The organism is Streptomyces sp. H27-H1, assembly GCF_026627445.1.
Lineage (GTDB): Bacteria > Actinomycetota > Actinomycetes > Streptomycetales > Streptomycetaceae > Streptomyces.
In genome coordinates this window covers 1-26,084 of sequence record NZ_JAPNLJ010000064.1, presented here as the reverse complement: position 1 = coordinate 26,084, position 26,084 = coordinate 1, and the positions used below count along the sequence as shown (strand labels likewise).

Sequence of the window (26,084 nt, the reverse complement as noted above, 5' to 3'; positions counted from 1 at the left end):
GCCGTCGCCCCTCGGTGGCCCCGCCGGGCCCGTGGGCGGACCACAGTGAGGAACCCGTACGTGACCCATGCCTCCCCTTCGGTACGCGCCACCGGACGGCGCCCGGCCACCGCCGACGCGTCCGGCCGTGCGCGCGGCGCCCGCGCACCCCGCTCGCGCCACCGGAGCCCGTTGCTCTTCTGCGCCCCGTTCGTGGTCCTGTTCGCGGCCATGTACGTCGCACCGATCCTGTACGCGGCGTACAGCAGCTTCTTCACCGTCCGCCGTTCGGGCCTGGGCCTGACCGCCCCGACGGAGGTCTTCGCCCCGCTCGACAACTACGCGCGCGCCGTGCAGGACGGCGCGTTCACGGCCTCGCTCGGCCGGGTGGCCCTGTTCGGTCTCGTGCAGGTGCCGCTCATGCTGGGGCTGGCCCTCGCACTGGCGCTGCTCATCGATTCCAAGTCGGCCCGGGGCCGCGGCTTCTTCCGCCTGACGAGCTTCGTCCCCTACGCGGTTCCCGGCGTGAGCGCCGCGCTCGTCTGGTCGTTCATGTACTCCTCCACGTCCAGCCCGCTCAACCGGCTGCTCGAACCGCTCTCGGTCACGATCCCGTTCTTCGACGAGGACCTCGTGCTGCTGTCGGTGGCCAACATCGTCACGTGGAGCTGGGCCGGCTACAACATGATCATCATCTACGCGGCCCTGCAGTCCATCCCCGCCGAGGTGCTCGAAGCCGCCCGCTTGGACGGGGCCTCCGCCCTGCGGATCGCCTGGAGCATCAAGATCCCCTCGGTACGCGGCGCGCTCGTCCTCACCACGGTCTTCTCGATCATCGGATCGGCCCAGTTGTTCAACGAACCGGCCGTCCTCCAACCGGTCTCCGGCGGATCGATCTCCTCCACCTTCACCCCGCTGATGTCGGCGCAGAGCGCGGTCGCGGCGGGCAACTACCCCTACGCGGCAGCCCAGTCCGTGCTGCTCGCGGCCGCCGTGGGCGTCGTATCGCTCATCTTCTTCAAGCTCACCCACCGAGGAGACCGTGCATGACCCCGGTGACCGCAGCCCCCGCTCGGGTCACGCCGCGCCGCGAGACGCGTCCGGCCACCCGACTGACCGTACTCGCCCTGCTCGGGCTGTCCGCGTTCTACTTCCTCTTCCCGCTCTGGTGGCTCCTCGTCTCGGCGACCAAGCCCTTCGGAGAGCAGTTCAGCGGCAGCGGCCTGTGGTTCGACGGGTTCGGGCTCTTCGACAACATCGCCCGGCTGAGCAGCCACGACGACGGCGTCTTCTGGCGCTGGATGCTCAACAGCGTTCTGTACTGCGGCGTCGGGGCCCTCGTCGGCACCCTGCTCTCCGCACTGGCCGGCTACGCCCTGGCCAAGTACGAGTTCCCGGGCCGCGGGGCGCTCTTCGCACTGGTCATGGCAGCCGTCCTGCTGCCCAAGGTGCTGTTCACGCTGCCGCTGTACCTCATGTTCTCGGGCGTCCAGCTGATCGACAATCCGCTGGCGGTCCTGCTGCCGAGCGTCGTCAGCCCCTTCGGCGTCTACCTCGCGAGGGTGTTCGCCGAACAGGGCGTGCCGGACGAGGTGCTCGAAGCGGGCCGCCTCGACGGCGCCGGTGAACTGCGCATCTTCCGCACGATCGGGGCGCGGATGATGCTCCCCGCCCTCGTCACGATCTTCCTGTTCCAGTTCGTCGAGATCTGGAACAACTACCTCCTGCCTGCCATGGTCCTGGGCGACGACCGGCTGCAGCCGGTCACGGTCGGCCTCGTCGCCTGGAACGCCAGCCACGTCGCCGTGCCCCCGCCGCTGGTCGTCATCGGATCGCTGGTGTCCATCGCCCCGCTTCTGATCGCCTTCCTCGCGCTCCAGCGCTTCTGGCGCGCGGGCATGACCGCCGGAGCCGTCAAATGATCCCCTCCGCCCTCACCGCCGCGCCCGCCGGCACCGGCAACCCCGCTCCCGCCTCCAGGACGTCGGCCCCCCGGCCCGCCCTGACCTGGGACGACGGCGGCTTCCTGCGCCACGGGCAGCCGCACCGGATCCTGGCCGGCTCCCTGCACTACTTCCGCGTCCACCCGGAGCAGTGGGAGGACCGTCTCCAGCGCGTCGCCGCGCTCGGCCTGAACACCGTGGACACCTACGTGCCGTGGAACTTCCACGAGCGCAGCCGCGGGGACATCCGCTTCGACGGCCGCCGCGACCTGCCGCGCTTCCTGCGCCTCGCCCAGCAGACCGGCCTGGACGTCATCGTCCGCCCCGGCCCGTACATCTGCGCCGAATGGGACAACGGCGGCCTGCCCGCCTGGCTCACCGGCCGCCCCGGCATGCGGCCGAGGAGCAGCCACCGCGAGTTCCTCGGCGAGGTCGAGCGCTGGTTCGACGTACTGATCCCGCTCATCGCCGCCCGCCAGACGGCACACGGCGGTCCCGTGGTCGCCGTGCAGGTGGAGAACGAGTACGGCAGCTACGGCGACGACCGCATCTACCTGCGCCGACTGCGCGACGGCCTGGTAGCACGCGGGATCTCCGAGCTGCTGTTCACCGCGGACGGGCCCACACCGCTGATGCTCGACGGCGGCACCCTGCCCGGCGTGCTCGCGGCCGCCACGTTCGGCTCGCGTCCCGACCAGGCCGCCGGCCTGCTGCGCGAGCGCCGCACCGGGGAACCCTTCCTCTGCGCCGAGTTCTGGAACGGCTGGTTCGACCACTGGGGCGAGCAGCACCACGTACGGCCCGCCGCGAGCGCCGCCGCCGACGTCGAGGGCATCCTCGCCCAAGGCGGTTCGCTCAGCCTGTACATGGCCCACGGTGGCACCAACTTCGGCCTGTGGGCCGGCGCCAACCACGACGGCACGGACCTCCAGCCCACCGTCACCAGCTACGACTCCGACGCCCCGATCGCCGAACACGGCGCGCTCACCGCCAAGTTCCACGCTCTGCGCCGCCAACTCGCCCCTTACAGCACGGGCCCCGTCCCCGCGCCGCCGCAGGACCCCCCCCCTGCTGGCCCCCGGCACGCTCCCCGTACGCCACGGGTCCGCTCTGCTCGACGCGCTGAGGTCGGTGTCGACGCCCCTGCACGCCGCCAACCCGCCGAGCTTCGAGGAACTCGGACAGGCCTCCGGCCTCGTCCTCTACACCGCGCGCCCGGTCGTCCCGGCCGGCATCCACGAGGTGACGGTCACCGGCCTCCACGACCGGGCGCAGGTCTTCGTCGACGGAACCCTCGTCACCGTCCTGGACCGGCCGACCGCGTCATTCCCCGTCACCGGCACGGGCGCCGCGATCGAGCTGTGCCTGCTCGTCGAGAACCAGGGACGCATCAACTACGGCCCGCTGCTCGGCCAGGGCAAGGGCATCCTGGGCGGAGTACACGTCGGGCGGCGGCTCGTCCACGGCTGGTCCGTCCGCTCCCTGCCCCTCGACGAGTGGAGCGCGCAGGACCTCGCGCACGCGGCCACGGCCGCCGGGCCGGCGGACGGCCGGGGGATCGCCACCGCACACCTGCACGTCGACGAACCGGCCGACACCTTCCTGAGCCTGCCCGGCTTCGCCAAGGGCTTCGTCTGGGTCAACGGCACCTTGCTCGGCCGCTATTGGGAGGTTGGCCCGCAGGCGACCCTGTACCTGCCGGGCCCCCTGCTGCGCGCGGGGGACAACATCCTGACGGTCCTGGAACTCGACCGCTTCGGCACGCACGTCGAGCTGCTCGACGCACCCCGCCTGGGGCCGTGCGAGGAGTACATCGAGACGTTCGACTGACTCGCCGCCCGTACCGCCCCGCACCCGCACACCCTCGCACGCGATCGACGGCCGACCGCGGCACGCCCCGAAGGAAAACGGCACCGATGTACACACCCCTGGAACCCGAGTACACCTCTCACACCGCACGCGAGATCGCCACCCAGCCGGACCTCTGGCGCAAGGCGGCAGCCTCGGCTCACCGCTACGGCGCCGTCCTGCCGCGCCGAGGCGAGCGCGTGGCCGTCGTCGGCTGCGGAACGTCCTGGTTCATGGCCCTCGCCTACGCCGCGCTCCGCGAGGAGGCAGGGCAGGGCGAAACGGACGCCTTCGCCGCCTCCCTCTTCCCCGTGGGCCGCCGCTACGACCGTGTCGTGGTGCTGAGTCGCTCGGGCACCACCACCGAACTCGTCGACCTCCTGGCCCGGTTGAAGGGTCGGACGCCGGTCACCGCCGTCACCGCCGACGCGACCACCCCCGTGGCAGCCGTCTCCGACGCCGTCATCGAGCTCGCGTACGCCGATGAGGAGTCGGTCGTACAGACCAGGTTCGCCACGACCGAACTCGCCCTCCTGCGGGCCCACCTGGAGAACGAGGGCCCGCTGCCCCGGGGAGTACGCCCCATCGCGCAGGCCGCGGCGGACGCCGAACTGGCCGTCACCGCAGCGCTGCCCGAGGGGATGCTCGCGGCGGAACAGATCACCTTCCTGGGCGACGGCTGGACCTACGGCCTCGCCCTGGAGGCGGGGCTGAAGATGCGCGAGGCGTGCGGTGCCTGGACGGAGGCGTACCCGGCGATGGAGTACCGCCACGGCCCCATCAGCATCGCCGGCCCCGGCCGCGGCACCTGGATCTTCGGACGGCCACCGCACGGCCTCACCTACGATGTGGACCGCACCGGCGGCAACTGCCTCGCCGAATCCGGGGACGCGGTGGGCGACCTGGACCCGCTGGCCGACCTCGTACGGGCACAGCGACTGGCCGTCCACCTCGCCGAGGCCCGGGGGCTCGACCCGGACCGGCCCCGAGCCCTGAGCCGCTCCGTGCTGCTGGCCGACGACCGTGGATGAGCATGCCGGCGCCCGCGCGTGCGTGATCGCCCTGGACGTGGGCGGTACGTCGATGAAGGGCGCGGTCCTGGACCGCTCCATGCGGCCGTTGACGACGCTACGCGGACCGACCCCGCGCGACCGGGGCCCCGGAGCCGTGATCGACGCGATCGTCCGGCTGCTGTGGCAGTTGGAGTCCGAGGCGGCCGCCAACGGTGGGCAACCCGTCGCCGCCGGGGTCGTGGTCCCCGGGATCGTCGACGAGCCGGGGCAGCGCGCGGTGCACTCGGTCAACCTCGGCTGGCGCGACGTCCCGCTGGCCGCGGTACTGCAGGACGCGACGGGACTCCCGGTCAGGATCGGCCACGACGTCAGGGCCGGCGGCCTGGCGGAGAGCAGGCTCGGCGCCGCCCGCGATGTCGATGACGCCCTGTTCGTGGCCATCGGCACGGGAATCTCCGCCGTGCAGCTCGTCGAAGGCCGTCCCCTCCGAGCCGGCGGGTACGCCGGAGAACTCGGCCACCTGGCGGTCGCCCCGCCGGCCGGGCGGTGCGCGTGCGGCCGGAGCGGCTGTCTGGAGGCCGTGGCCTCGGCCCGCGCCATCGCCTTCGCCTACACCGTCCGGTCGGGGAACGAGGTCAAGGGGGCCGAGGAGGTCGCCGATCTGGCGGCCCAGGGCGATCCCGAGGCGCGCGGCGTGTGGGAGCGGGCGGTCGAAGCACTGGCGGAGGCGTTCGCCGCGTGCGCCACGATCCTCGCTCCGGAACGCATCGTGGTGGGCGGGGGACTGTCCCGGGCCGGCGGCCTCCTCCTCGACCCGCTCCGGGTCGCACTCGACGGCCGTCTGAGCTGCCAACGGCGGCCGGATCTCGTGCAGGCGGCTCTCGGAGCGCAGGCCGGCTGTCTGGGAGCCGGCCTGCTCGGCTGGGAAGCCGTCGGCGGCGGCCCGGCAGTTGCCCCGGCAGCCGTAGGGACGGTCATCACGCGGGTCGTCGGGCGGGTGGTCGGGCAGGTCGTCGAGCCGGTCGGCGGGACGGTCGGCGGGCCGGGAGGGACATCGTGATCCTCACCGTCACGCTGAACGCCGCGCTGGACGTGACCTACTTCGTCGACGAGGTGACACCCCACACCACCCACCGCGTCGAGCGCACCGTCGAGCGGGCCGGCGGCAAGGGGATCAACGTGGCCCGCGTCCTGACGACCCTGGGCCACCCGGTGTTCGCCACCGGGCTGGCCGGAGGTAGGGCAGGGCAGCTGATCCGCGACGACCTGCGGGCTTCCGGGGTGAGGGACGCGCTGGTGCCCGTCCGGGGAGAATCCCGCCGGACCGTCACCGTCGTCTGCGGGCGCCGCGGCGACGCCACCGTGTTCAACGAGCCCGGGCCGACCGTCGACCCGCGGTCGTGGACGGCCTTCACCCGGCGGTTCACCGAACTCGCCCGGCGGGCCCGGGTCGTGGTCCTCGCCGGCAGCCTCCCACCAGGCCTGCCGAGCGACGCGTACGCGGAACTGGTGGCGACGGCCCGTGCCGCCGGGGCCGTCACCGTACTCGACACCAGCGGTCCCGCCCTGCTCGCGGCGCTGGACGCGCACCCCGACGTGATCAAGCCGAATGCGGCGGAGATCCTCGAAGCCACCCGCCGGTCCGATCTCGCGCAGGCGGCGGCGGAGCTCCAGTCACACGGAGCCCGGACGGTCATCGCCTCCGCCGGCCCCGAAGGCCTGTACGCCCTCACCCCCGAAGGGCACCACCGCGTGCGCCCGCCCGCGCTGCTGCGCGGCAACCCGACCGGTGCCGGCGACGCCTGCGTCGCCGCTCTGGCGGCCGGCCTCGCCGCCGGCCTGCCCTGGCCGGACGTCCTGCGCGACGCCGTCGCACTGTCGGCGGCCGCCGCCGCGGCGCCCCTCGCCGGTGACTTCCGCCGAGACCTGTACGACCGGTTCCGCACCACCGTGACCATGGAGACGCCCCGTGCCCCTGACGGCAACTGACGAGATCATCGCCCCCGCCTACGCCCGGAACCGGGGCGTCGGAGCCTTCAACGTCGTCCAGCTCGAACACGCCGAAGCCATCGTCGAGGGCGCGGAGCGGGCGAAGCTGCCGGTGATCCTCCAGATCAGCGAGAACACCGTCCGCTACCACGGCTCCCTCGCCCCGATCGGCCGGGCCGCACTGGCCCTGGCCGAGCAGGCCACGGTACCGGTGGCCCTGCACCTGGACCACGCCGAGTCCGAGGACCTGGTGCACGAAGCCGTCCGCCTCGGCTTCACGTCCGTGATGTTCGACGCCTCCGCCCTGCCGTACGCGCTGAACGTCGCCGCGACCCGGGCGGTCACCGACTTCGGTCACCGGGCCGACGTGTTCGTCGAGGCGGAGCTCGGCGAGGTGGGCGGAAAGAACGGCGCCCACGCGCCGGGGGTCCGCACCGACCCGCAGGAAGCGCGGGAGTTCGCCGAAGCGACCGCGGTGGACTGCCTCGCGGTGGCGGTCGGCAGCTCCCACGCGATGGCCACCCGCGATGCCGTCCTGGACTTCGACCTGATCGCCCGCCTGCGCACCAGCGCCGGGGTGCCGCTCGTCCTTCACGGTTCGTCCGGGGTCTCGGACGCGGACCTCGCCAAGGCCGTGGCGGCCGGGATGACGAAGGTGAACGTCTCCACCCACCTCAACGGCATTTTCTCCGCGACCGTCCGGCGGGAGCTGGACCGCCGACCGGAGGTCAGCGACTCGCGCACGTACATCGGACCGGCCCGCGAGGAGGTCGCCGCAGAAGTCGCGCGCCTCCTGGGCGTCCTGGCCGGAGCCCCGCACCCGGGCCGCGCCACAGCGGCCCCGCTCACGACCGTCGTCCGGACGGACGACGGACCCATCACAGGAGCCGTGGACCCGGCTCCTTCGACCAGGGAGTACTCGTGACCACCATGCGAAGCAGACTGGCCGGGGCGCTGGCCGCCGCCGCGCTGGTCGCCACCGGAGGCGCCGCGCTGGCGGTGCCCACGGCATCCGCCGCCCCGACCGCCGCCCCGGCCGCCGCCGCGTACACCGTCACCGTCGGCGCCAAGGGATCCTGGACGAACCCGGACGACACCCCCGCCGCCCCGTACATCGACAAGGACGGCACCTTCTACTTCCAGCAGGCCCACGCCCTCTACGGCGCCTCGGACCCGCGCAAGTGGAACTTCTTCACCGGCACGACCATGGATTCCGCCACCCGGTCCGGCGCCCTCAGCGACGCCGTCAACCCGGCCAACTCCAACGACCGCAACAACGACACGACCTGGCGCTGCAACAACAGTCCGACCGGCCGCGAAGCGACGGCGGCCCCGTCGGGGTCGAGCTACGCGCACCGCAACTACTGCGACCTCGCGGGCGTCTGGGTCGACCCGGACAGTGGCGACTGGTACGGGCTCGTGCACAACGAGTTCACCCCCCAGCCGTTCGGCGACAGCAGCCACTACGACGGCATCGACTACGCCGTGTCCAAGGACCAGGGCCGGACCTGGGCCATCAAGGACCACGTCATCACCTCGCCGTACAGCACCAAGCGCGGCGACACCGCCGCCTTCCCGCAGCAGACGTACCACTACGGCACCGGTGACCAGCGGCTCTTCGTGGACACCGGATCCGGCTACTTCTACGCCTTCTACGGCTCCCGGATCGTGAACAAGGGCGGCGGCTGGGCCGCGTTCTACGGGCACGTCGCCCGCGCCCCGATATCGGCGAAGATGGCGCCCGGCTCCTGGCAGAAGTGGTACGACGGCGCCTGGTCCCAGCCCGGCGTCGGCGGCCGGGAGAGCAACATGGTCCCCGTGGGCTCCGGCAGCACGACGGGGTACACCCCGCCGTCGAAGGAGTACGACCCGGCCAACAGCGGCTCCGTGAGCCAGCAGGTCGCCGCCGGTCTGACGCCCCCGACCTCCCCCCTGTTCGTCATGGACATCACCTACAACGCCCACCTCGGCCTGTACATGGGCGAGCCCCAGGGAGTCGACCAGAGCGGCAACGCCCCGCAGGAGATCTACGCCACAGAGGACCTGACCACCCAGAAGTGGTTCAAGCTCGGTGACACCGGCAGCTACAAGAACGCCTCCTGGTACCGCTGGTTCCTCGACAGCGAGAACAGGACCAGCTCGACGATCGTCGGCAAAGACTTCCGCTCCTACTGTTCCTTCGGATGTTCCGGCGGGTCCAGCAGCGAGTACGTCAACCTGACGATCAACACGACCCAGCCGGCCGCCCCGGTCGACACCTCCAAGGCGTACCGCATCGCCAACGCGGGCGGCCGGGTGCTGGCCCAGGTCTCCGGCGGCGCCGCCACCACCTCCCTCACGGCGGCCACCGGCTCCGAGCTGGAGTCGTGGCTCTTCACCTCGAACGGCGACGGCTCCCACCGCATCGCCAACTCCGCCACCGGCGGGCTCCTGGGAGTGGGCGCGACCGCCACGAGCACCCGCGCCTGGGGCACCAAGCCCACCGTCACCGCGGCCGGAACCGGCGGGCCCACCGTCGGCCAGCAGTGGTTCGTCATCCGCGGCACCTCGCCCGGCGACGGCACGCCCACCGGCGCGTACAAGATCGTCAACCGGTACAGCGGTCTCGTCATAGGCCTCTCCGCCGAGTCCACCCGCCTCACCGAGACGACGCCCACCCGCAGCTGGACCAACGCCACCGGCAACGCGGTGGGCGGCACCCGTACGGGCGGAGAGCAGACCCTGACCCTGACCCCGAGCGGCCAGGCCCCCGAGACGGTGACGGTGACCAACCCGGGCCGCCAGAACAGCACCTCGGGGAAGGCCACCTCCCTCCAGCTCGCGGCCACCGACTCCTCCGGCAAGCCGCTGACCTTCACGGCGACCGGGCTTCCCGCCGGACTGGGCATCAGCCCCGGCGGGCTGATCAGCGGCACCCCCACCACCCCCGGCACCTCCACGGTGACGGTCACCGCCACCTCGGGAACCGCCAGTGGCACGGCCACGTTCAGCTGGGGGGTGACAGCATCCTTCAGCGGAGCCCACACCCTCACCACCGGGGGCAAGGCGCTCGACGACCCCGGCCACAGCACCACCCCCGGCACCCAGCTCATCACCTGGACGGCCAACGGAGGCGCCAACCAGAACTGGACCTTCACCCAGCAGGCCGACGGCAGCTACGCACTCAGGAACAGCGAGTCCGGCCTGTGCGCCGACGTCGAAGGAGGTTCGACGGGCGCCGGCGCGAAGATCATCCAGTGGACCTGCGGCAACGGTGCCAACCAGCGCTGGAACGTCGTGCGGCAGGCGAACGGCACCCACACCGTCGCTTCCGTAGCGAGCGGACTGGTCCTGACCACGGCCTCCTCCGGGAACGGCGCACTCGTCACCCAGCAGCCGGACAACGGCGGCACGCTCCAGCAATGGACCATCAGCTGACCCCCTTGCAGCAGTGACCGGCCCGGACCGCCCTCGTGCGGTCCGGGCCCTCCCGCTCCCACACGGGGGGGGCGGCCGGCTCCACGGCCACCGTCCGCATGCGGACGGCTTCTCGGCCGCGCTTACGCCTGGATCCACCGCCTCAGTGCCTCGACCGTGTTTTCCGGCGCCGTGTTGAAGCACAGCCGGATCCCGGGCGCCGCCTCGGTGAGGACGTTGACCAGCCGCTCGAACAGCAGGGTGTTCTCCGGCAGCATGCGTACGCCACCGCCGATCATCGCCAAGAGGAACGCATGCTCCTGGAGATGCTCCCGGACCGTCGCCTCGGCGCGGTCCGGAGAGGCCTCGATCAGGCACGGGACAGCATCGAAACCTGCCTCCCGCAGCACCGCGTTCCCAGCCTCGATCCGGGCGGTGAGCACTGCCTCGTCGAGACCGTCGGGCATCCGGCTGTAGTCGAGCGCACCCGGATGCAGCCCGATGGACAGTACCTTCGTGTCCCTCGGCAGAGGAGTTGACGTCGTCGGCCGGCCCATGAGCGGTGCCCCCTCTTCGTGCGTCGGTGGTGATCCTTCCCTGTGTATCACTGAAGTCGGGCAGGGACGTGCCGGGTTTCAGCGTCGGCGAGGGGTCGGTGGCCTTCGCCGACCCCCGCTGGCTGTCCCGATACCAGGTCATGGTGCCCGACCGATCGTTTGTGCAGGTCAGGCACCGTGCTTCAGGTTTTTAGAAGAAGCCGAGCTTCTTGGGCGAGTAGCTGGTCAGTATGTTCTTGGTCTGCTGGTAGTGCTCCAGCATCATCTTGTGGGTCTCGCGGCCGATGCCCGACTGCTTGTAGCCGCCGAAGGCCGCGTGCGCGGGGTAGGCGTGGTAGCAGTTCGTCCAGATCCGGCCCGCCTGGATCGCGCGGCCCGCCCGGTAGGCCGTGTTGACGTCGCGGGTCCAGACGCCGGCGCCCAGGCCGTACGCCGTGTCGTTCGCGATGCGCACGGCGTCGTCGAAGTCCTGGAAGGAGGTCACCGACACCACCGGGCCGAAGATCTCCTCCTGGAAGATCCGCATGCGGTTGTCGCCCTCGAAGACGGTCGGCTGGACGTAGAACCCGCCCGCCAGTTCCCCGCCGTGTTCCACGCGCTCCCCGCCGGTGAGGATCTTCGCGCCCTCCTGCCGGCCGATCTCCACGTACGACAGGACCTTCTTCAACTGCTCTGCCGAGGCCTGCGCGCCGATCATCGTCTCCGTGTCCAACGGATGCCCCGGCACGATCAGTTCGGTGCGGGCCACGGCCGCGTCGAGGAAGTCCCCGTAGCGGCCGTGCTGGATCAGGACGCGGGAGGGGCTGGTGCACACCTCGCCCTGGTTGAGGGCGAACATCGTGAACCCTTCGAGGGCCTTGTCCCGCAGATCGTCGTCGGCGGTCCAGATGTCGTCGAAGAAGAGGTTGGGACTCTTCACCCAGTAGAGCCAGGTTCCGGTGCCGCGGCCGGAGAGGCAGGGGGAAGACCAACCACAGAACGGCCGCCATCTCCGTGTCCCGGCCACCCGCCGGGGCACGCAGTGTTCCTCCGGGCGGTGGCCCAGAAGTGATCTTTGGCTGTCGCCGCGGCGGGTGTCCGAGGACTCGGGGCCGGCGTCGGTGTCCTACAGCACAGGGCCGAAAAGGGGTGTGACCGAGATACGCGTCAAAGGGGCAACGGGATGATCTTGAAGCCCTGATGCGCTCGGACTCACCTGCGGTGGCAGGCGGCGGGGTCTCGCTCGGCGACGTGCCGGGCAACCGCGTCGACGCCGGGGCGGGCGTACCGCTCCAGGGAGCGGACAGAGGCGTGGCGGGAGCGGGCCAGCAGCATCGGGGTCGAGGTCCCACCCTCGGCGTAGTGCGTCAGGGCACTGTGGCGGAGCCGGTGAAGCGTCCAGCCGTCCAGGTTGCCGCCGACTACGACCTGACCTACCACCACGGCCTGGAGCTGCGGTTCGGAGAGCCGCTCTTCGTCAGTTGTCCGTCGTCCTTTCAGGATCCGATGTTCCGCGCGCCGTCGACTGACGAGTTCCTGAAGGTGACTCGTCAGCTCGGCTGGGAACCGGCCGTCGTGGTCGCCTTCGAGGCCGATACAGGCGGGCAAGAGGTCGTGTCATGCCTCATCGCCGCTGGGCGGCTCGACATCGTCCAGGAAACCGTCCTGCGCTACTGGCGAGACGATGCAGGCCCTGATCAGCGCTTCGCCCCCTGGGTGACGTCACCAGACAAGTAGGCGGCCCTGGTCAGGCGGCCGCTGTGTTCACCTCGTCGTGCGAGGCAGGCATCCAGCTGGCGCTCTGCGACAGCCAGTTGGGTGGTGGTCGGCAGGCACCGATAGGCTCACGATCCCACGAGAGCCCTCATGGGAACAGGACGACAACAGGCATCGTCTCGGTGCTGGCTGGCCATCACTGCTCGAACAACCCCGGCGAGATCTTCCCCGCCGACCGTTCTTAAACTCCGGATTAGGTGATGTCGCCGCACCAGCGGGTGTCAACGGCTGCCGGGTCGGGGCGGAAGTCCAGAGGACCAGGTCTGGGCAGGCGGCTGCGCTCGGGTCGGGGACGGTGGTGCGGTGTCGTCGCTTTCGGTGTCGGCCGGTGAGTCCCGCCTGCCGCAGCCGGCACCTTCACGCTGGAGGACGGCGTGGACGCGGGGGGCCCCGTAGGTTCCGCGGGGCTGTCCGTGGACATGTGTGATCCGTTCGGTCAGCTCGGCGTCTCGCACCGCACGGGGACCGAGGGTGCTGCTGGAGCGGGTGTAGGAGGCGGTTCGGGAGACCTTGAGTAGTTCACAGGCGAGCTTGACGCTGTGACCTGCGGTTTTCTCCGCCTCGATGAACGGGTGCACGCTCACCGGCTCTCCATGGCGAAGAAGGCCGTCGCACGCTTGAGGATCTCCACGTCCTCCCGCAGCCGGCGGTTCTCCTGCCGAAGCACGGCCAGTTCCTCGCGCTCGCTACTGGTCAGACCGTCCCGTTCACCCGCGTCGGCCTGAGCCTGCTTCACCCAGTCCCGCACCGCAGTCTCGGGTCAGGTCGAAGCCCTTGGCCACCTGACCGACCAAACGGTCACCACGCCGGCACAACCCGACGATCTCAGCCTTGAACTCCGCCGTGAACGAGCGGCGAGGACGCACTTTCTTCTTCCCCATGCTCTCCATGATGAACATCATCCTTCCGGGACCGAAGCCCCCGATCTCCGATGTCCGTCAAAGCGAAGCAAGCCCAATCCGCATCCGCATCGAGGGAACGGACAGGCGAATTCGAACCAGCGGGGATGATGCCGGGTTCGCAACTCGCGGACTCGACACCCGATCCGCCACAAACGTCGAAGTTCAACGCTGCGTAGTCAGCACCAAGTCAGCACGGGAGTCAGCACCGCAGTACCAAAACGTGGCAAGATCAGGCAGACCTGAAGGCCCAGTTTTGCGCGCCACGCAGGGCCTGGGAAGCTGCCAGCCGGCCTCGCTGGCGGCTGGCAGCCGAGGTGCTCACACAGTTTGGGGGCCAACTGTAGTGGTCTCCCACATAGCCGGTTGACCTGGGCCTTTCTACGGTGTGGCTGCACGGAATCGTCCCCGCAACCAGCCCGGAAGTGGTAATCATGGCCGCCTCTGCAACCGCTCCCCCAGCCTCCACCAGCATCAGACGGATCGTCGCCGCGAGTCTCATCGGCACGACCATAGAGTGGTACGACAACTCATCCGATCAGAGCTACCACCTGCAGCTTTTCGGCAAACAGGACGTCTGAACCAGCACCAAACCAGCACGGGTTCGGGAGCGGGCCGCTCGCCCTTCGCCCGGACACCACAACGACACCTCCGCCAAGGGACATCAGCAAGGCCGTCTCCGTCACGCTCAGTCAGCAACCTCGTACGTGTGGGTCGTGTGGTAGGCGAGCCGGTCGGGGACCAGCGCCTCCGCGAACCGTTCGATCTCCCATGCCCACCACCTGTACCGGGTGGCCAGCCCCGTAGCGCATGCTCTTCTCTCCAACCCCGGTGCCCAGCAACTCCACCAGCCTGAGCCCACCTGCAAGCCTGCCGAGCTGTGCTCCGACGCCGGGATACGCCTCCTCGCTACACCACTCAGGTGAACCGTTGACCGCACTCGGGCCGGCCTGCCCATCCGGACATAGCTTCGACATAGGATGCGCCGAACGGGCCAGCGAGGTCCGACCTGTGGCGCCCCCACCCGACGGGGCGTGCCTCGATGAGCCAACTCGGCTGGCGTCGCTCCTGCATCAAGTCCATGCCCCGCGGAGGACAGCCGCGCCGCCTGGGTCGGGACAGGCCGCAGCGGCGGAAAGCCTTCCGTGAAGCGCACCGGTATCGAACGACGCGCCGAGAAACTCCGTCTGGCTACAGGGATCACCTGGACCGATGCTCTCAAGCATGTGAAGTCCCTCCCCGCGCAGTCGCCACTGATCCCCGAAGCGCACCTCAGCCAAGCCGTTCTGGAGAGCTACGTCTTGTCGGGCCTCGCCTGGCCGATGGTCGACACCCGCAACCCGTGGGGTATCCGCTCGGTCCACCCTCAAACCGGCAGCCTCGCGGTGGCGTTCGAGAACGACGTCCCTCAACGTCTCGACGCGGAGTCCATGGCCAGGGAACTGGTTCGCGCTCTCGTTCCCTGCTTCGACGCACAGGGCGACGTACGCGGCATCCCCGGTGCCCGCTTCACCACAGGTGAAGACGGCGTACGGCTGCACCGCATCGGCATGCCGGGATCCCTCACGATTCTCGGGGTCTCCGCCGCCTCCTGGACGAACGCATCGGACCACCAGAGGGAAGAGAATGAAGCGGACGGCCGACGCTATTGCCATGAGTCCAGCCCCAGCCGGTGGCACCGCAGCGAGGTGGTCTTCCGCGAGCCAAGCATCCGCACTGTTCTCGGCCGGCACCACTATCGCAAGCAGCCCTCAGCGTGGCTCGCCAGCGGCCTGCTCCGCCGAGCACCCCTACTTCGGACCATCGGTGTTCCGCTGAGCACGACGGCGTGGACGAACCTGACCGATGACGGAGGATCGGAGTGGATCATTGAATACATCAACGAACCCCTGTCCGCGGCAGCTTGCTACCACCAGGGCTTCACGAACCTGCTGCTGGACCCGGAATGCGGCCTGCCGATCACCATCACAGACCTGGACTGCTCCTGCGACTGGCCTCCCGAGTCCTACTGGGGATGCCGCTTCTATGCCCGCAGCAACACCGGAGAACCAGGCGCACTCCAGGTGCGGTTCTCCCGAAGGAGCGGAGACCGGACACAGATCTACAAAGAGGACCTTGTCGACTACGAGGAGCGTCGCAAGATCTACCAGGCGGTTCCCGCCCACCTTGAGCGCACCCCTACCCGGACAATCAAATAGTCGTCGCTACGATCTCGACAGACCGTTGTCGCAGCGGAGCCGTCCCACTGATCGTCTCTGCGCCCCCTGCCCTCATCGACTCCGACACAGAGAGAGTCGCCGGAAGCTGATGCCAGACTGCCCCGGCCTTCATGGACGCTCCGACTAGCCATACCCGGCACCGCGCCCCGGCGCGTACGGACCATATCGGCTACCCGCTACTGCCCGCGCCTACCCGGCTGCGGTCATCAAAGAGCCACGTGCCGCGGTGGCGAACTCGTCCCGTACAGCCTGGAACCGTTCGAGGAGCGGATCGCGTATCCAGCCGCCCATCAGCTCATCCCAGTGCACCACGGAGTCAGCCACCTCCAGCACTTGCGCCACCTCGTCCGCCGTGAGGGCATGGCTCTCCTTCAACACCCATTCCAGGAAGTCCAGCTCCTCCCAGCGGTCTTCGTCCTCAAGGCGTCCCCACCCGCCGAGGAGGTCCCAGGCTACGAACGCAGCACGATGGTGCGGGTCTTCGCAGACTTCTGGATTGCGCGGGCACCAGTGACGCTCCAGTGCGCCGATCGCCGACCGCAGTACGGCCCGGCGCAGCGCCAGCCTCTCCAGCCGCAGGCACTGCTCCAGCACGTCTTGGGCCCGGGACGACACGTCCGCCAGCCCGAGTACGGCGATGCCCGCACGAGCTTCGATCACCGCAGTGACCCTTCTGTCGAGTGCCTCCTTACGCACCTCGCGGGGACTGGCCGGCAGCTCCCGTACGGTCCGTACGAGAAGGTCCGCCGCTCGGAGGAACTCCGTACAGGCCACCCGACGGTCGCTCTCCAGTGCGTGCTCCCGACCGGCGCGCCCCTGGAGGCGCGCGGCCTGCACTGCGGCCTCGGACTGGCCGAGTCCCGCGACGCCTGCGGCATCGGCGGCCCTGTCCATGCTCCGTCTGGTCCAGTGCGCGGCGACCAAGGTCACCGGGACGGCGACCAGTGTGGTCAGTGCGGACGTTACGGCCACTACTGCTTCCCATGCCACGCGACCCACGGTGCCAGGCGCTGCCGGGGTTCGGGCGGTTGTGCCGAATCCCCCCACGGGCACGCAGACTGTGCTTACGTTCCGCAGCCGAAGGCGCCCCGTCGGGGCGCCGGCAACCTCAATGCGAGCGGTCGGCCTCCGCGGCCTCCGGTCACGCCCCCAGCCGTGTGCGGACTACTCGGTCTCCCACAAACAGTCGACGTACCGGGCCTGATCCAGGAAATCCTGATCCCACCCCGCCTCCCGGCCCTTCGACGCCACGAACCCGGGGCGGATCGCGGATTCTGGCGGCCATCAGCCCATGGGCTTGCGCCAAGGCGCTGCCGGGTCGGTCAGCGTGTCGAGGATCAGCTCACACCAGGTGACGGCCGCGTTCACCGTCAGGCGTGCGTGGCGGACGCCGAGACCAGACGGCGCACTCGCCTGTCCGTGCCCGCTGCCGAATCCCTGGTTCCGCAGCTCGGCCACTCCGACGGCGATGTTGACCGCACCCGAGAGGATTCTCTTGATGGCCTTGCTGCCGTCTGGCCCCTCCGGGGCGGAGGCCGCGTCGAGCCTCAGTTCCTTGTGCACCATGGCAACCAGGATGGGTACGTCGGGCTTCTTCTCCACCGATACGTTCAGTTCCCGGAGCGCCGTCTTGGCCGTCGCCTCGATGAGCTGCTTGGCCGCACCGATGGCTCCCTGAGGATCCGTCGTGAGGTCACGCCTGATGCGCTCCAGTTCAACGACGATTCCGGAGGGGTCGCTGAGGCCGCTCAGGTCCCGGGCAAGAACCGGCGGATTGACCCAGGAGATCTGGCCTGTGTCGTTGAGGGCGTAGCCGTCCCGGTCCAGTCGGACCTTGATGTCCTCCAGCCACTTCGGAGTGCCTTGCTCCGCCGGATCCCGGTACGCACGAACATAGTCCTCGAAGACCATCAGAGCCCGACGGACGTGGGTCTGGTCCGACCAGTCCACGCCTTCCGCGTAGCGCATGAACTCCGTCCGACGCTGCCCGGGGTCACTGTACTTCAGCTCCTCTGGCGCCACGGGGGCGAAGCCGTGGTCCTCCCACAGCCCGGCCACGATGCGGAGGGTCAGGTCCGTGGCCAGGGAGCGGAAGGCGTTTCGAGTTCCGGGACTCACCAGATCCCGGCGGGCAGTGACGGTCATGACCTGAAGATACGAGCAGACCTGCACACCGTCATGGCCTTTCGGACAAGGTCCTCAAGTGCGAGCGGACCTGGCCATGTCGCGCTGGTTCGCCAGGGGTCCCGGGATCTGCAGGCCAGTCGGCGACGAACTACTTCCGGAGCCTGTCAGCGGGCAGGGCCGTGGCGCGCAGGCCGGGTGTCAGCGGTGCGCTGCGCCTGTCCCCGCGACCCAAGCGACGGCTTCCTCCTGTCACGGGGTTGCATTCCTACACGGCACTGGAGCACTCCACGGGCTGGCAGCTCTGTGGCCCACCGCACCTTGGCTGTCCGACCGAGCTCTACCCGCCAGGACACGGCACGGACCCCAGCCAAAGGGTCGCGCTTGGCAGGCTCCGCGAGTCAGGCGTGGACAGCTGTCGGTCGACGACAACCGCACTTGCCCTGTGTGCCAGGCGTTCCGGCACCTGAGCATCCTCTGTCCGGGAACCGGCCCGCTGACGGTCCGGTAGATTCGGCGATGCAGCTGATCTTCAGGGGAGCGGCCGGGGCCGCACGTGCGACACGGGGGCAGTGGGTGCGGAGCGGACACGCGCAGGACCGTCGGCGGCAGGCCCTTCTCGAGTGCTGGCGCGCGATCGAGCTGTTCAGTCCGCCGACCATCCCGGCACTCCCCCGCCGGCGCCCCGCCCCGCGTGCCGGGGCGAGGGACGAGTACGTCATCGACCTGACGCCTGAGCCGGGCCGGGTATTACCTGTCCTGCCGTGGGCTGCGAACCATCCGGAGACCGCGGCACGACAGGCACCGTACGGGTGGATGTGGCGGCACGAGGTCTACTGCGGACTCTTCGATCTGGAGCTGCTCCGCCAGGCGATGATCGCGGTACTGCCCTCAGGGACCGACCCCGACCCCGGCATGCCGGAGACGGAGCTCGTGCTGTCGGGCCAGAGCGCCATGTTCGCGCTGGTCCTGGACGACGGGGGCCGACCGGTCGAGGACACCTCGGTGATCTCCGCGTGCGCCTGGGCAACCGGTCGCCTCTTCGATCCGGGGCCGTCCGCACCTGGGTGGCTGGACGGATTCGAGGAGCTCGACGAGGCCTTCGGCGACGCGATCGACGAGCTCACGGCCACGGCGATCCCGTACAGCCCCAACACCCCTGCCGGACCGGCGTACGAGCGGTGGCCCGGCTCCGGGGGTGTCGCAGGGACGACGGCGGCGGCCGGAGGCGGGAGCTGGCAGGGGCTGCTCGCGGAGATCTTGGGCGGCGCTGCCGTCGGCGCGGTCGGAGCCCTCTTCGGTGAGGTCGTCGGCGCCGCCCTGCAAGGCGCCGCGGAACCCCTGGTTCGCCGCGCGGCGGACTGGGTCGCGGCCCGCCGCCCCGCAGAGGAGCAAGTGGAGTCCGGGTGGCAGGACCCCTCCGGGAGCGTTCCCGAGGAGGCATCGGCCGGTGGTCCCGACGCTTCGGCTGAGCTCGGAGCCGGCGCCGGTCTCCGTGCGCTCGGGCTCGCCGATCTGGTTGCCCTGATCGCGCAGATCGCCGACCTGTGCGGGGTGCAGGACCGCCTGCGGCCACGGGTGATCAGGGTCCGCAGCCGGCTGGTCCGCCGGCCGCGGGATCCGCAGACGAAGACCGTGGCAGCGGCGCCGTTCCTGAACAGTCTGCTCCCGCCCGATCTGTCTCGGGTGTCTCAGGCCATCGGCAAGGGGATCGGCCCGGCGCTGGAGGCGTACCTGACCGAGCTCGACTCCGTCGTACTGGGGGCACGTACCGATGTGCGCCAAGAGCGCGGGGTCGTCCTGGACGGGGTGGCCCCGAGCCTCGTCCCAGCCGGCCGCTGGCCCGCGTCGGCACGGTTCCCGCTCGCGCTGAGCCAGCAGTTCGCGGTCGACCGGATGCTCGCTGACCGGGCGGGCACGCAGGGCGGGATGTTCTCCGTGAACGGGCCTCCGGGCACGGGCAAGACCACGATGCTGCGCGACCTGGTCGCCGCCCTGGTGGTCGAACGGGCGGCGGTGCTGGCCACGTTCGACCGGCCCGGGCAGGCGTTCACCGGTTCGGCGTGGCGGGGCCGGGACCGCCAGGGGAACCGTCCCCGGTTCGTCTCGCGGCTCGACCCGCGCCTCACCGGGTTCGAGATCGTGGTCACCTCCTCCAACAACGGCGCCGTGGAGAACATCACCGCCGAACTGCCCGGTATCGGCGCGCTCGGCGAGCAGTGGCACGGGGGCCCCGACCACTTCTCCGACCTCGCCTCGGCGCTCCTCGGTGGGCCGGCCTGGGGCCTGGTCGCGGCTGTGCTCGGCAACAAGACCAATCGCAAGGAGTTCGGGAACCGGTTCTGGTGGGGCCGGCTGCCCGAGCGGGAGGCCGCCGCCCGCTCCGCCGCGGGCCTGCCGCCGCTGCGCGGCATGCAGAAGGTGCTGAGCGACTGGATCCCGCCGAAAGTCCCGCCCGGTGGCCGACGTCCGGGCGTCCCGGCGGAGCAGGTCGCGGATGCGGCGACCGGGCCCGTCCATGCCGTGCCGTCGTGGACCGGCGCCGTCACCGCGTTCCGTACCGCCCAGGCCGAGGTCGAGCGGCTGCGTGCCGGGCGCGCCCGGCTGGCCGGGGCTCTGGCGACCGTCGAATCCGGATCGGCCGCGCAGGGGATCGCGGACCTGGAAGCCGCCGTGGCACGGGCCGACCAGCAGGTCGCCGCCGCTACGACGGTCCTGGAGCGGGCGGCAACCGCCACCGCCGCCGCCCGGATCGCCACGACGGTCGCCGAGACCGGGTACGGGGCGGCCCGCGCACACATACCGCAGGCACGCCAAGAGCTGGCCGCCGCCCGCGCGGACCTCTCGGCCGCCCGTGAACTGGCCGCGTACCACCGCGATTACGTGACCGCGCTCTCCGCCCGCCACGACACTCCCCCGGCCATGGAGCGGGGCCTGCGCGGCGGGTTGCGCCGCCTGCTGCAGAGCTCGGCCGAACGGCAGCAGGAGCACACCCAGGCCGAGATCGCGTACCTGCTCGTCGAGCAGCGCGCCGCGCTCGAGGACTCCCTGGAGCAGGTCGCCGCAGCCGTGCGTGCCGAGTCCCTGGCCGTCGGCCGGCACACCCGGTCCGGCACCGTCATCGACGACGCCGCTGCCGGCCTCACCGCTGCCGCCGACGCCGAGCGGGCTGCCGGTGCGCGGGAGGCCGCGGCAGCCACCGCCCTGCGGCGCGCCCGGCAGGCCGCCGACTCCTCCCGCCGCGACCTGCGGGCCGCAGTGACCGAGCTCGACGGCCGCCACCGTGAACTGCGCGAGGCAGCACGGGCGTTGCCATCGCTACCGCTGGACTGGGCGCATCTCGACGAAGCCGAACAGGAACTCGGCTCGCCCTGGTCCGACGAAGCCTGGTCCACCGCGCGCAGCGACCTGTTCCTGCGCGCCCTCGACCTGCACCGTGCCTTCGCCGCCGGAGCCGCGAAGAAGATCCGCGGCAACCTCCAGGTCCTCATGGAACTGATGGCCGGGACCAACGGCCCCATACCCGACGAGGAGGTCGAGCGCGCCTGGCAGACCCTCTTCCTCCTCGTGCCCGTCGTCTCGACCACGTTCTCCTCCGTCGGCAGCATGTTCGCGCGTCTCGGCCGGGAGTCGATCGGTTGGGTCCTCGTGGACGAGGCCGGGCAGGCCACTCCGCAGGCCGCCGTCGGCGCGCTGTGGCGCGCCCGCCGTGCCGTGCTGGTCGGCGATCCGCTCCAGCTCGAACCCGTCGTCACCATGCCCACCGCCCTGCAGCGCCGGCTGCTGCGCGCCTACGGCGTCGACGAGCACTGGCTGCCCTCGGCCACCTCGGCCCAGGCGGTCGCCGACCGGACCAACCGCTACGGCACCTACCTGCCGGCCCCGGACACCGGCGACGAGCACGTCTGGGTCGGCTCACCGCTGCGCGTGCACCGCCGCTGCGAGGAGCCGATGTTCACGGTCAGCAACGAAGTCGCGTACGGCGGCCTCATGGTCTACGGCACCGAACCCAAGGCGTTCCCCGAAGCGGAACGCAGCGGCCTGCTACCCAGCCGCTGGCTCAACACCGACGACCCGGCCCGCCCGTCGGACGCCCCGTGGGGCGAACGCGACCGCCGAGCCTTCGAGTTCGTCCTCGACGTCCTGCACCGGCAGGGCGTCGGCGTCGAGCGGATGCGCGTCATCGCCCCCTTCCGGGCCCTCGTCGCCGAATGCCAGAAGGTCTGCCGGGGCCGTGAGGGCTGGACGTCCGAGCTGATCGAGGAGCGCTGCGCGACCGTCCACAAGGCCCAGGGCAAGGAAGCCGATGTCGTCGTCCTCGTGCTCGGTGGCGGCCGGCCCGGCGCGCGCGAGTGGGCGGCCCGTACCCCGCACCTGCTCAACGTCGCCGCGAGCCGCGCCAAACGCCGCCTCTACGTCATCGGCGAACGCAGCTTGTGGGCCCCGCTCCCCCAATTCGACGTCCTCGCAGCCGAACTGACGGAGTTCCACCACTTCCACGACCGCGCCACCTGGCCGCAGAACACCGAGTGACCGCCGCGGGGAACGGGCTACACGCCCGTCACAAATCACGACGCCACACGCCGCCTCCGAGCCCAGTACGCTGTCGCGCGCAGGGTCCCCCGATGCTCCGAGAGCACGGTGTGGCTCGCAGTCCCCTCTAGCGAGGGCTTCCCCGCTAGGCCGCCTCAGCGAGTGCCTCGAACGACAGCGGGAGGGTCAGCTCCGACCCGAGTGTGAAAACCGAGTCCATCACCGCACGCAGGCGCTGCGGCGCGTCCGGCATCACGTGAGCGTAGGTCTGATACGTGATCTTGGGATCTCGGTGTCCGAGCCATTCAGCCATATCGGTCACTGGCACGCCCTTCGACAGCCCAGCCGAGGCGAAGAAGTGCCTGAGCCAGTGAGGGGTGATCTTCCTGATAATCCCGGCAGCTGCCTTGGCTGTCCGCCAGAGCCGGTCCACGAGCGAGTACATGAGGATGTTCGTGCCGCCCACGTTCGAGAACAGGTAGTCACCCTCGATCCGGTTCAGGCCGTTCTCGACGCGGTAGGTCCCGTGCTGCTCGACGTGCTGCCGGATCTTGACCACGACGGTTGTCGGGATCGGGATGGCGCGCCCCTCATCCTGGTCACGCCACTTCAAATGGCGGATGCAGTGCGCTCGCCCTTTCCCCTTCGTGGCAGCCTTCTGGCGACGGGTCTTCGGCTTCGTGTTCTCGCCGTCCTGGGTTATCTGCCGGTCGACATAAAGGACTCCGGCCTCAAAGTCGATCTGCTGAAGGCACACCGCGCTGGCCTCGCCGATACGCAGCCCACATCCAGCCATCAGCCACACCAGAAGCTGGTACGGTCCAGGCAAGTGGGAGGCGATAGCCGCGATCTCTTCCAGGGTGGGCAGGTGGATAGTCTTCTTGATCCTCCGCTTGGCCCTCCTGCGGCCGGCCTGGACATGCTGGCAAGGATTCTTGACGATGTAGTCGTTGGCAACGGCGAAGCTGAACACACCACTGAGAGTCTCATACCGGTTTACAGCCGTGCTCGGTTCGTAGCCGCGCTCCTCGACCATCCACCGGAGCCAGGCGCTGAGGTCCTTGGGCTTAACCGCCCCGATCGGCTTGTTCTGGAAGTACGGCCTCACATGCAATCGAAGGCTTGTCTCGTACTGATAGCGCGTTCCATTGACACGCTCACCAGAGGCAATGAACTCCCGGTAAACCTCGACGAGTGGCGTCATGAACCCGAGCGGCTCTATATAGGTCCCAAGGTCCTTTTCTCGTTCGACCTTCGCCGCGAAAGCATCCGCCACGCCCTTCTTTTCGAAGGACTTATCGCGCTGCCGGCCACTGCGACCACCAGGCTCTCTATATCTCACGGTCCAGGGGTGTCCGCAGCGAACACCTGTGCACGGGTAGTTTTTACTCCGCACTTCTTCTTTACATTTCTGGAAGACCGTAGCCAATTTTGTACCCCCCTCCTACAACCCACATCACGCACAGAGTAACCACCTAGCCATACCGCCGGTCCAGGTAATCCAAGACATCACGCTCGCGAAAACGCAGAAGTCGTCCTACTTTCTGCGGCCGCAACCCCCAAGCTCGATATTTATTCTTAACCGTCACCTCGCTGACCTTCAGCCATCCGGCAACTTCTGCCGGCGTCATCAACACGTAGCTCCCTCCATGCACCAAGACTCGCAACCTCCCTAGTTCGAAACCCGTGAACTCGCGCCTGCATCGAACAAGATGACCTGCAGGCTTATTGCAACCAGCACAGCTGGCGTGGACAGATCAAATGATGCCCGGCAATCCCGGAATACCAAATTCACGTATCGGGTGGTAGAAGGCCTCAGCAGCACTGCATCCGTGTGCCTCGCTCGCTGCCTGGCCCCGCCCATCCGGTCGGCCACTACGAGGAGGACCTGAGCGCTGACCCGCCTCTTGCGCATCTCGACCGCGTACGACTTGGACGACCCACCAGGCCACTCACCACTACGCCCAATACCGGCGGAGCCTGAAGTCAGCGGGGTTCCTGCTGTGTGTGCTCGTACGTCGCCGGGCATGCCGTTCCGTCCCCGTGCAGTCCAGTGCCGTGATCCTGCGCAGCACCATATGACTCCCTATCGAACGCGCTTCATGACCACACTCATCCATGTTGTGGATGGCCCCTGACCTGCGCTTTCGGCCAGGCGAGAACGTTGACATGGAATGCCGTGCGATCTCCACTCATTGGACCGGACAGGCGGTCTGCCGCTAGCGAACTCGATAGGCGCCGCAACCCAGCTCTCCGTCTGCGACTAGCCTGCATGTGCGGACGCCTTCCGCGACCGCAAGATTCCACGGGACCAGACCCCGATCGGGCTGTCCCCAACCGGGCGCCACGAGGATGCTGAAGAAGGGCAGGGGGTATCGCGGATTGGCTCATCGGTGGTTCCTCGCAATGACTACGCACCAGGAGAAGCCCAGCGATAGGGCTTCCCGTGCCGGTGCCCTTCGGGCAACTTCTCGGGATGGCTAAGCCCCCAGAGCCGACATTTTCGTGCCGCCCGGACGCCGAGCCCCCATCCGCGCGACTCCACCTCCAAGCATGGCCGCTGCGAACACATCAAATGATGCTAGGCAATCCCGGAATACCGAAGTCCCGCATCGGGTGATAGAAGCCCTACAGTGGCGCCCATCCGCGTGCTGTGTGGGATGGCTCCCGCCCCACTACAGGTCAGGCCTGAGCACCGCGATGCCTCTTTCCCATCTCAACCGCGTACGACTTAGTGGACGACCTTCCACTCCACTCGCCACAAGCACACATCGCCAAATACCGGGACCGGCCGTCGCAGCCCGCAGTTAGCGGAGTCCCTCCCCGCGTGTGCTCGTGCGTCGGCGGGCATGCCGATCCGTCCCCGTGCAGTCCAGCGACCGTGATCCTGTGCAGCGCCATATGACTCCCAACCGAACGCTCTGCATGACCACCCTCATCATGATGCGATGGCCTCTGACCTGTACATTTCAGCCAGACCAGAATGTTGGCATGGGTTGCCCTGCGATCTCCACTCATCGCACCGGGCGGACGGTCTGCCGCTAGCGAACTCGATAGGCGCTGAAAGCCGGGTTCGCATCTGTGGCTACGAGAACCAGCAATTCATCCTCGGCTAGGCGGGCGAAGTCCCTGGTCGCGCGCCGAACCCCAACGCCGCGCACTTGAGCGGAGCAGTGCGGCGTTACGACCGGGTGCGACGCCACGAAGACAAGAATGGCTCGATCGCTTCGGTATGTGTGCCGGAGAACACTCTCAGCAAACAGCGCGGCTGCACACACGGACAACGAGAGCGATACGGCGACACCCGCATAGTCGTGATGCAACTGCTCAAGGACCGCAAAGGCTGCACCCGCGAAAAACAGAACTGGGGCAGCAGCCAGACGGATTTCAATTGGGAGGATGGACAGCTGATGCTCCTAAGGTCGAGACACAGGGGAAGAAAGTGGCCGGAGAATGTAGCCGAACCGGCCTGAAAGGATGTACAGATCCGACCGGTTCTGCCGGCAGGTGCTAAAGGTTGACATGCAGTGACGGAAGCTTCCAGCCTGCTTGGCATCCGTTCCGTCTGCCGAGGGCGAATCCGACGTCGAACGGCCCGTTATGAAGCGCAGACCCTGGCCGCCCGTTGTCGGGGCGAAACCGACATCGGCGTTGTTTCCCACCGACTTCATTGGGGTGTCTGCGGGCTGCGGCTGAGACGGCCCTAGGTCCTGTCTGGAGATCGGATTATGAATGTGGTGCGATGCTGCGGAGCCAGAGCATCGCACCGCACAGATGCAGGCCGGCCTCGTAGCTTTCTGGCGTCTTGTCAAAGCGGAACGCGATGCCG

The 26,084-nt window shown here is 69.3% G+C and carries 17 protein-coding genes and 3 pseudogenes; 10 read left to right on the top strand and 10 right to left on the bottom strand.

Going from position 1 to position 26,084, the window contains the following annotated elements; all coding sequences use genetic code 11:
- Positions 1-60: 60 nt before the first annotated feature.
- The 8 genes and pseudogenes from OTB20_RS37530 (at position 61) to OTB20_RS37495 (ending at position 10,189) form a co-directional block, all read left to right on the top strand.
- Positions 61-1,029: a carbohydrate ABC transporter permease gene (locus tag OTB20_RS37530; RefSeq protein WP_267824424.1), complete on the top strand. Its 969-nt coding sequence runs from the start codon at positions 61-63 to the stop codon at positions 1,027-1,029.
- Positions 1,026-1,901 carry a carbohydrate ABC transporter permease gene (locus OTB20_RS37525; protein WP_267824423.1) on the top strand — a complete coding sequence of 292 codons (876 nt, stop codon included), beginning with the start codon at positions 1,026-1,028 and terminating at the stop codon, positions 1,899-1,901. The genes OTB20_RS37530 and OTB20_RS37525 overlap by 4 nt, the downstream gene beginning before the upstream one ends.
- Positions 1,898-3,752 (top strand): annotated as a pseudogene (locus OTB20_RS37520) (glycoside hydrolase family 35 protein). The gene OTB20_RS37525 and the pseudogene OTB20_RS37520 overlap by 4 nt, the downstream one beginning before the upstream one ends.
- 86 nt (positions 3,753-3,838) lie before the next feature.
- On the top strand, positions 3,839-4,801 hold the full coding sequence (locus tag OTB20_RS37515; protein ID WP_267824422.1) for an SIS domain-containing protein: 963 nt from the start codon (positions 3,839-3,841) through the stop codon (positions 4,799-4,801).
- On the top strand, positions 4,794-5,843 hold the full coding sequence (locus OTB20_RS37510) for an ROK family protein (RefSeq protein ID WP_267824421.1): 1,050 nt from the start codon (positions 4,794-4,796) through the stop codon (positions 5,841-5,843). The genes OTB20_RS37515 and OTB20_RS37510 overlap by 8 nt, the downstream gene beginning before the upstream one ends.
- Positions 5,840-6,772 (top strand): 1-phosphofructokinase family hexose kinase, encoded by a 933-nt coding sequence (locus tag OTB20_RS37505; protein WP_267824420.1) that lies wholly within the window; start codon positions 5,840-5,842, stop codon positions 6,770-6,772. The genes OTB20_RS37510 and OTB20_RS37505 overlap by 4 nt, the downstream gene beginning before the upstream one ends.
- Positions 6,753-7,697, top strand: a complete 945-nt coding sequence (locus OTB20_RS37500) for a class II fructose-bisphosphate aldolase (protein WP_267824419.1) — start codon at positions 6,753-6,755, stop codon at positions 7,695-7,697. Before OTB20_RS37505 ends, OTB20_RS37500 begins: the two co-directional genes overlap by 20 nt.
- Positions 7,694-10,189 (top strand): RICIN domain-containing protein, encoded by a 2,496-nt coding sequence (locus OTB20_RS37495; protein WP_267824418.1) that lies wholly within the window; start codon positions 7,694-7,696, stop codon positions 10,187-10,189. Before OTB20_RS37500 ends, OTB20_RS37495 begins: the two co-directional genes overlap by 4 nt.
- Positions 10,190-10,311: 122 nt before the next feature.
- On the opposite strand, the gene OTB20_RS37490 is transcribed toward OTB20_RS37495, so the two are convergent.
- The 6 genes and pseudogenes from OTB20_RS37490 to OTB20_RS37470 all read right to left on the bottom strand — a co-directional run bounded on the left by OTB20_RS37490 (position 10,312) and on the right by OTB20_RS37470 (position 13,216).
- Entirely contained in the window at positions 10,312-10,725 is a 414-nt protein-coding gene (locus tag OTB20_RS37490) for a hypothetical protein (protein WP_267824417.1), read from the bottom strand.
- A 190-nt stretch (positions 10,726-10,915) separates the two neighbouring features.
- Positions 10,916-11,641, bottom strand: a pseudogene (locus OTB20_RS37485) (aldehyde dehydrogenase family protein); the annotation flags it as partial.
- A gap of 275 nt (positions 11,642-11,916) precedes the next feature.
- Positions 11,917-12,039: a PmrA gene (locus OTB20_RS37480; protein WP_267824434.1), complete on the bottom strand. Its 123-nt coding sequence runs from the start codon at positions 12,037-12,039 to the stop codon at positions 11,917-11,919.
- A 3-nt stretch (positions 12,040-12,042) separates the two neighbouring features.
- Positions 12,043-12,312, bottom strand: a pseudogene (locus OTB20_RS37475) (hypothetical protein); the annotation flags it as partial.
- 389 nt (positions 12,313-12,701) lie between these two features.
- The gene (locus OTB20_RS42960; RefSeq protein ID WP_420716571.1) at positions 12,702-12,935 is read right to left on the bottom strand and encodes a transposase; all 234 of its coding nucleotides are present in this window, start codon (positions 12,933-12,935) and stop codon (positions 12,702-12,704) included.
- A gap of 125 nt (positions 12,936-13,060) precedes the next feature.
- The gene (locus OTB20_RS37470) at positions 13,061-13,216 is read right to left on the bottom strand and encodes a hypothetical protein (protein WP_267824415.1); all 156 of its coding nucleotides are present in this window, start codon (positions 13,214-13,216) and stop codon (positions 13,061-13,063) included.
- A gap of 1,308 nt (positions 13,217-14,524) precedes the next feature.
- Between OTB20_RS37470 and OTB20_RS37465 the strand changes: the two genes are divergently transcribed.
- A complete protein-coding gene (locus OTB20_RS37465) occupies positions 14,525-15,577 on the top strand; it encodes a hypothetical protein (RefSeq protein ID WP_267824414.1) in 1,053 nt (350 codons plus the stop codon).
- A gap of 210 nt (positions 15,578-15,787) precedes the next feature.
- Here OTB20_RS37465 and OTB20_RS37460 read toward each other — a convergent pair whose 3' ends face one another.
- Entirely contained in the window at positions 15,788-16,588 is an 801-nt protein-coding gene (locus OTB20_RS37460; protein ID WP_267824413.1) for a hypothetical protein, read from the bottom strand.
- A 294-nt stretch (positions 16,589-16,882) separates the two neighbouring features.
- A complete protein-coding gene (locus tag OTB20_RS37455; RefSeq protein WP_267824412.1) occupies positions 16,883-17,743 on the bottom strand; it encodes an abortive infection family protein in 861 nt (286 codons plus the stop codon).
- A gap of 795 nt (positions 17,744-18,538) precedes the next feature.
- Here OTB20_RS37455 and OTB20_RS37450 point away from each other — a divergent pair.
- Positions 18,539-22,255, top strand: coding sequence for a DEAD/DEAH box helicase (locus OTB20_RS37450; protein ID WP_267824411.1), 3,717 nt, complete (start codon positions 18,539-18,541; stop codon positions 22,253-22,255).
- 145 nt (positions 22,256-22,400) lie between these two features.
- Here OTB20_RS37450 and OTB20_RS37445 read toward each other — a convergent pair whose 3' ends face one another.
- A complete protein-coding gene (locus OTB20_RS37445) occupies positions 22,401-23,597 on the bottom strand; it encodes a tyrosine-type recombinase/integrase (RefSeq protein WP_267824410.1) in 1,197 nt (398 codons plus the stop codon).
- A gap of 133 nt (positions 23,598-23,730) precedes the next feature.
- The gene (locus OTB20_RS37440; RefSeq protein WP_267824433.1) at positions 23,731-23,886 is read right to left on the bottom strand and encodes a helix-turn-helix domain-containing protein; all 156 of its coding nucleotides are present in this window, start codon (positions 23,884-23,886) and stop codon (positions 23,731-23,733) included.
- Between the last annotated feature and the right edge of the window lie 2,198 nt (positions 23,887-26,084).

Coding starts and splice junctions, on each gene's coding strand:
- OTB20_RS37515 (WP_267824422.1), top strand. CDS start 3,839: ATGTACACACCCCTGGAACCCGAGTACACCTCTCACACCGCACGCGAG.
- OTB20_RS37525 (WP_267824423.1), top strand. CDS start 1,026: ATGACCCCGGTGACCGCAGCCCCCGCTCGGGTCACGCCGCGCCGCGAG.
- OTB20_RS37490 (WP_267824417.1), bottom strand. CDS start 10,725: ATGGGCCGGCCGACGACGTCAACTCCTCTGCCGAGGGACACGAAGGTA.
- OTB20_RS37480 (WP_267824434.1), bottom strand. CDS start 12,039: ATGCTGCTGGCCCGCTCCCGCCACGCCTCTGTCCGCTCCCTGGAGCGG.
- OTB20_RS37440 (WP_267824433.1), bottom strand. CDS start 23,886: ATGACGCCGGCAGAAGTTGCCGGATGGCTGAAGGTCAGCGAGGTGACG.
- OTB20_RS37450 (WP_267824411.1), top strand. CDS start 18,539: ATGTGGCGGCACGAGGTCTACTGCGGACTCTTCGATCTGGAGCTGCTC.
- OTB20_RS37455 (WP_267824412.1), bottom strand. CDS start 17,743: ATGACCGTCACTGCCCGCCGGGATCTGGTGAGTCCCGGAACTCGAAAC.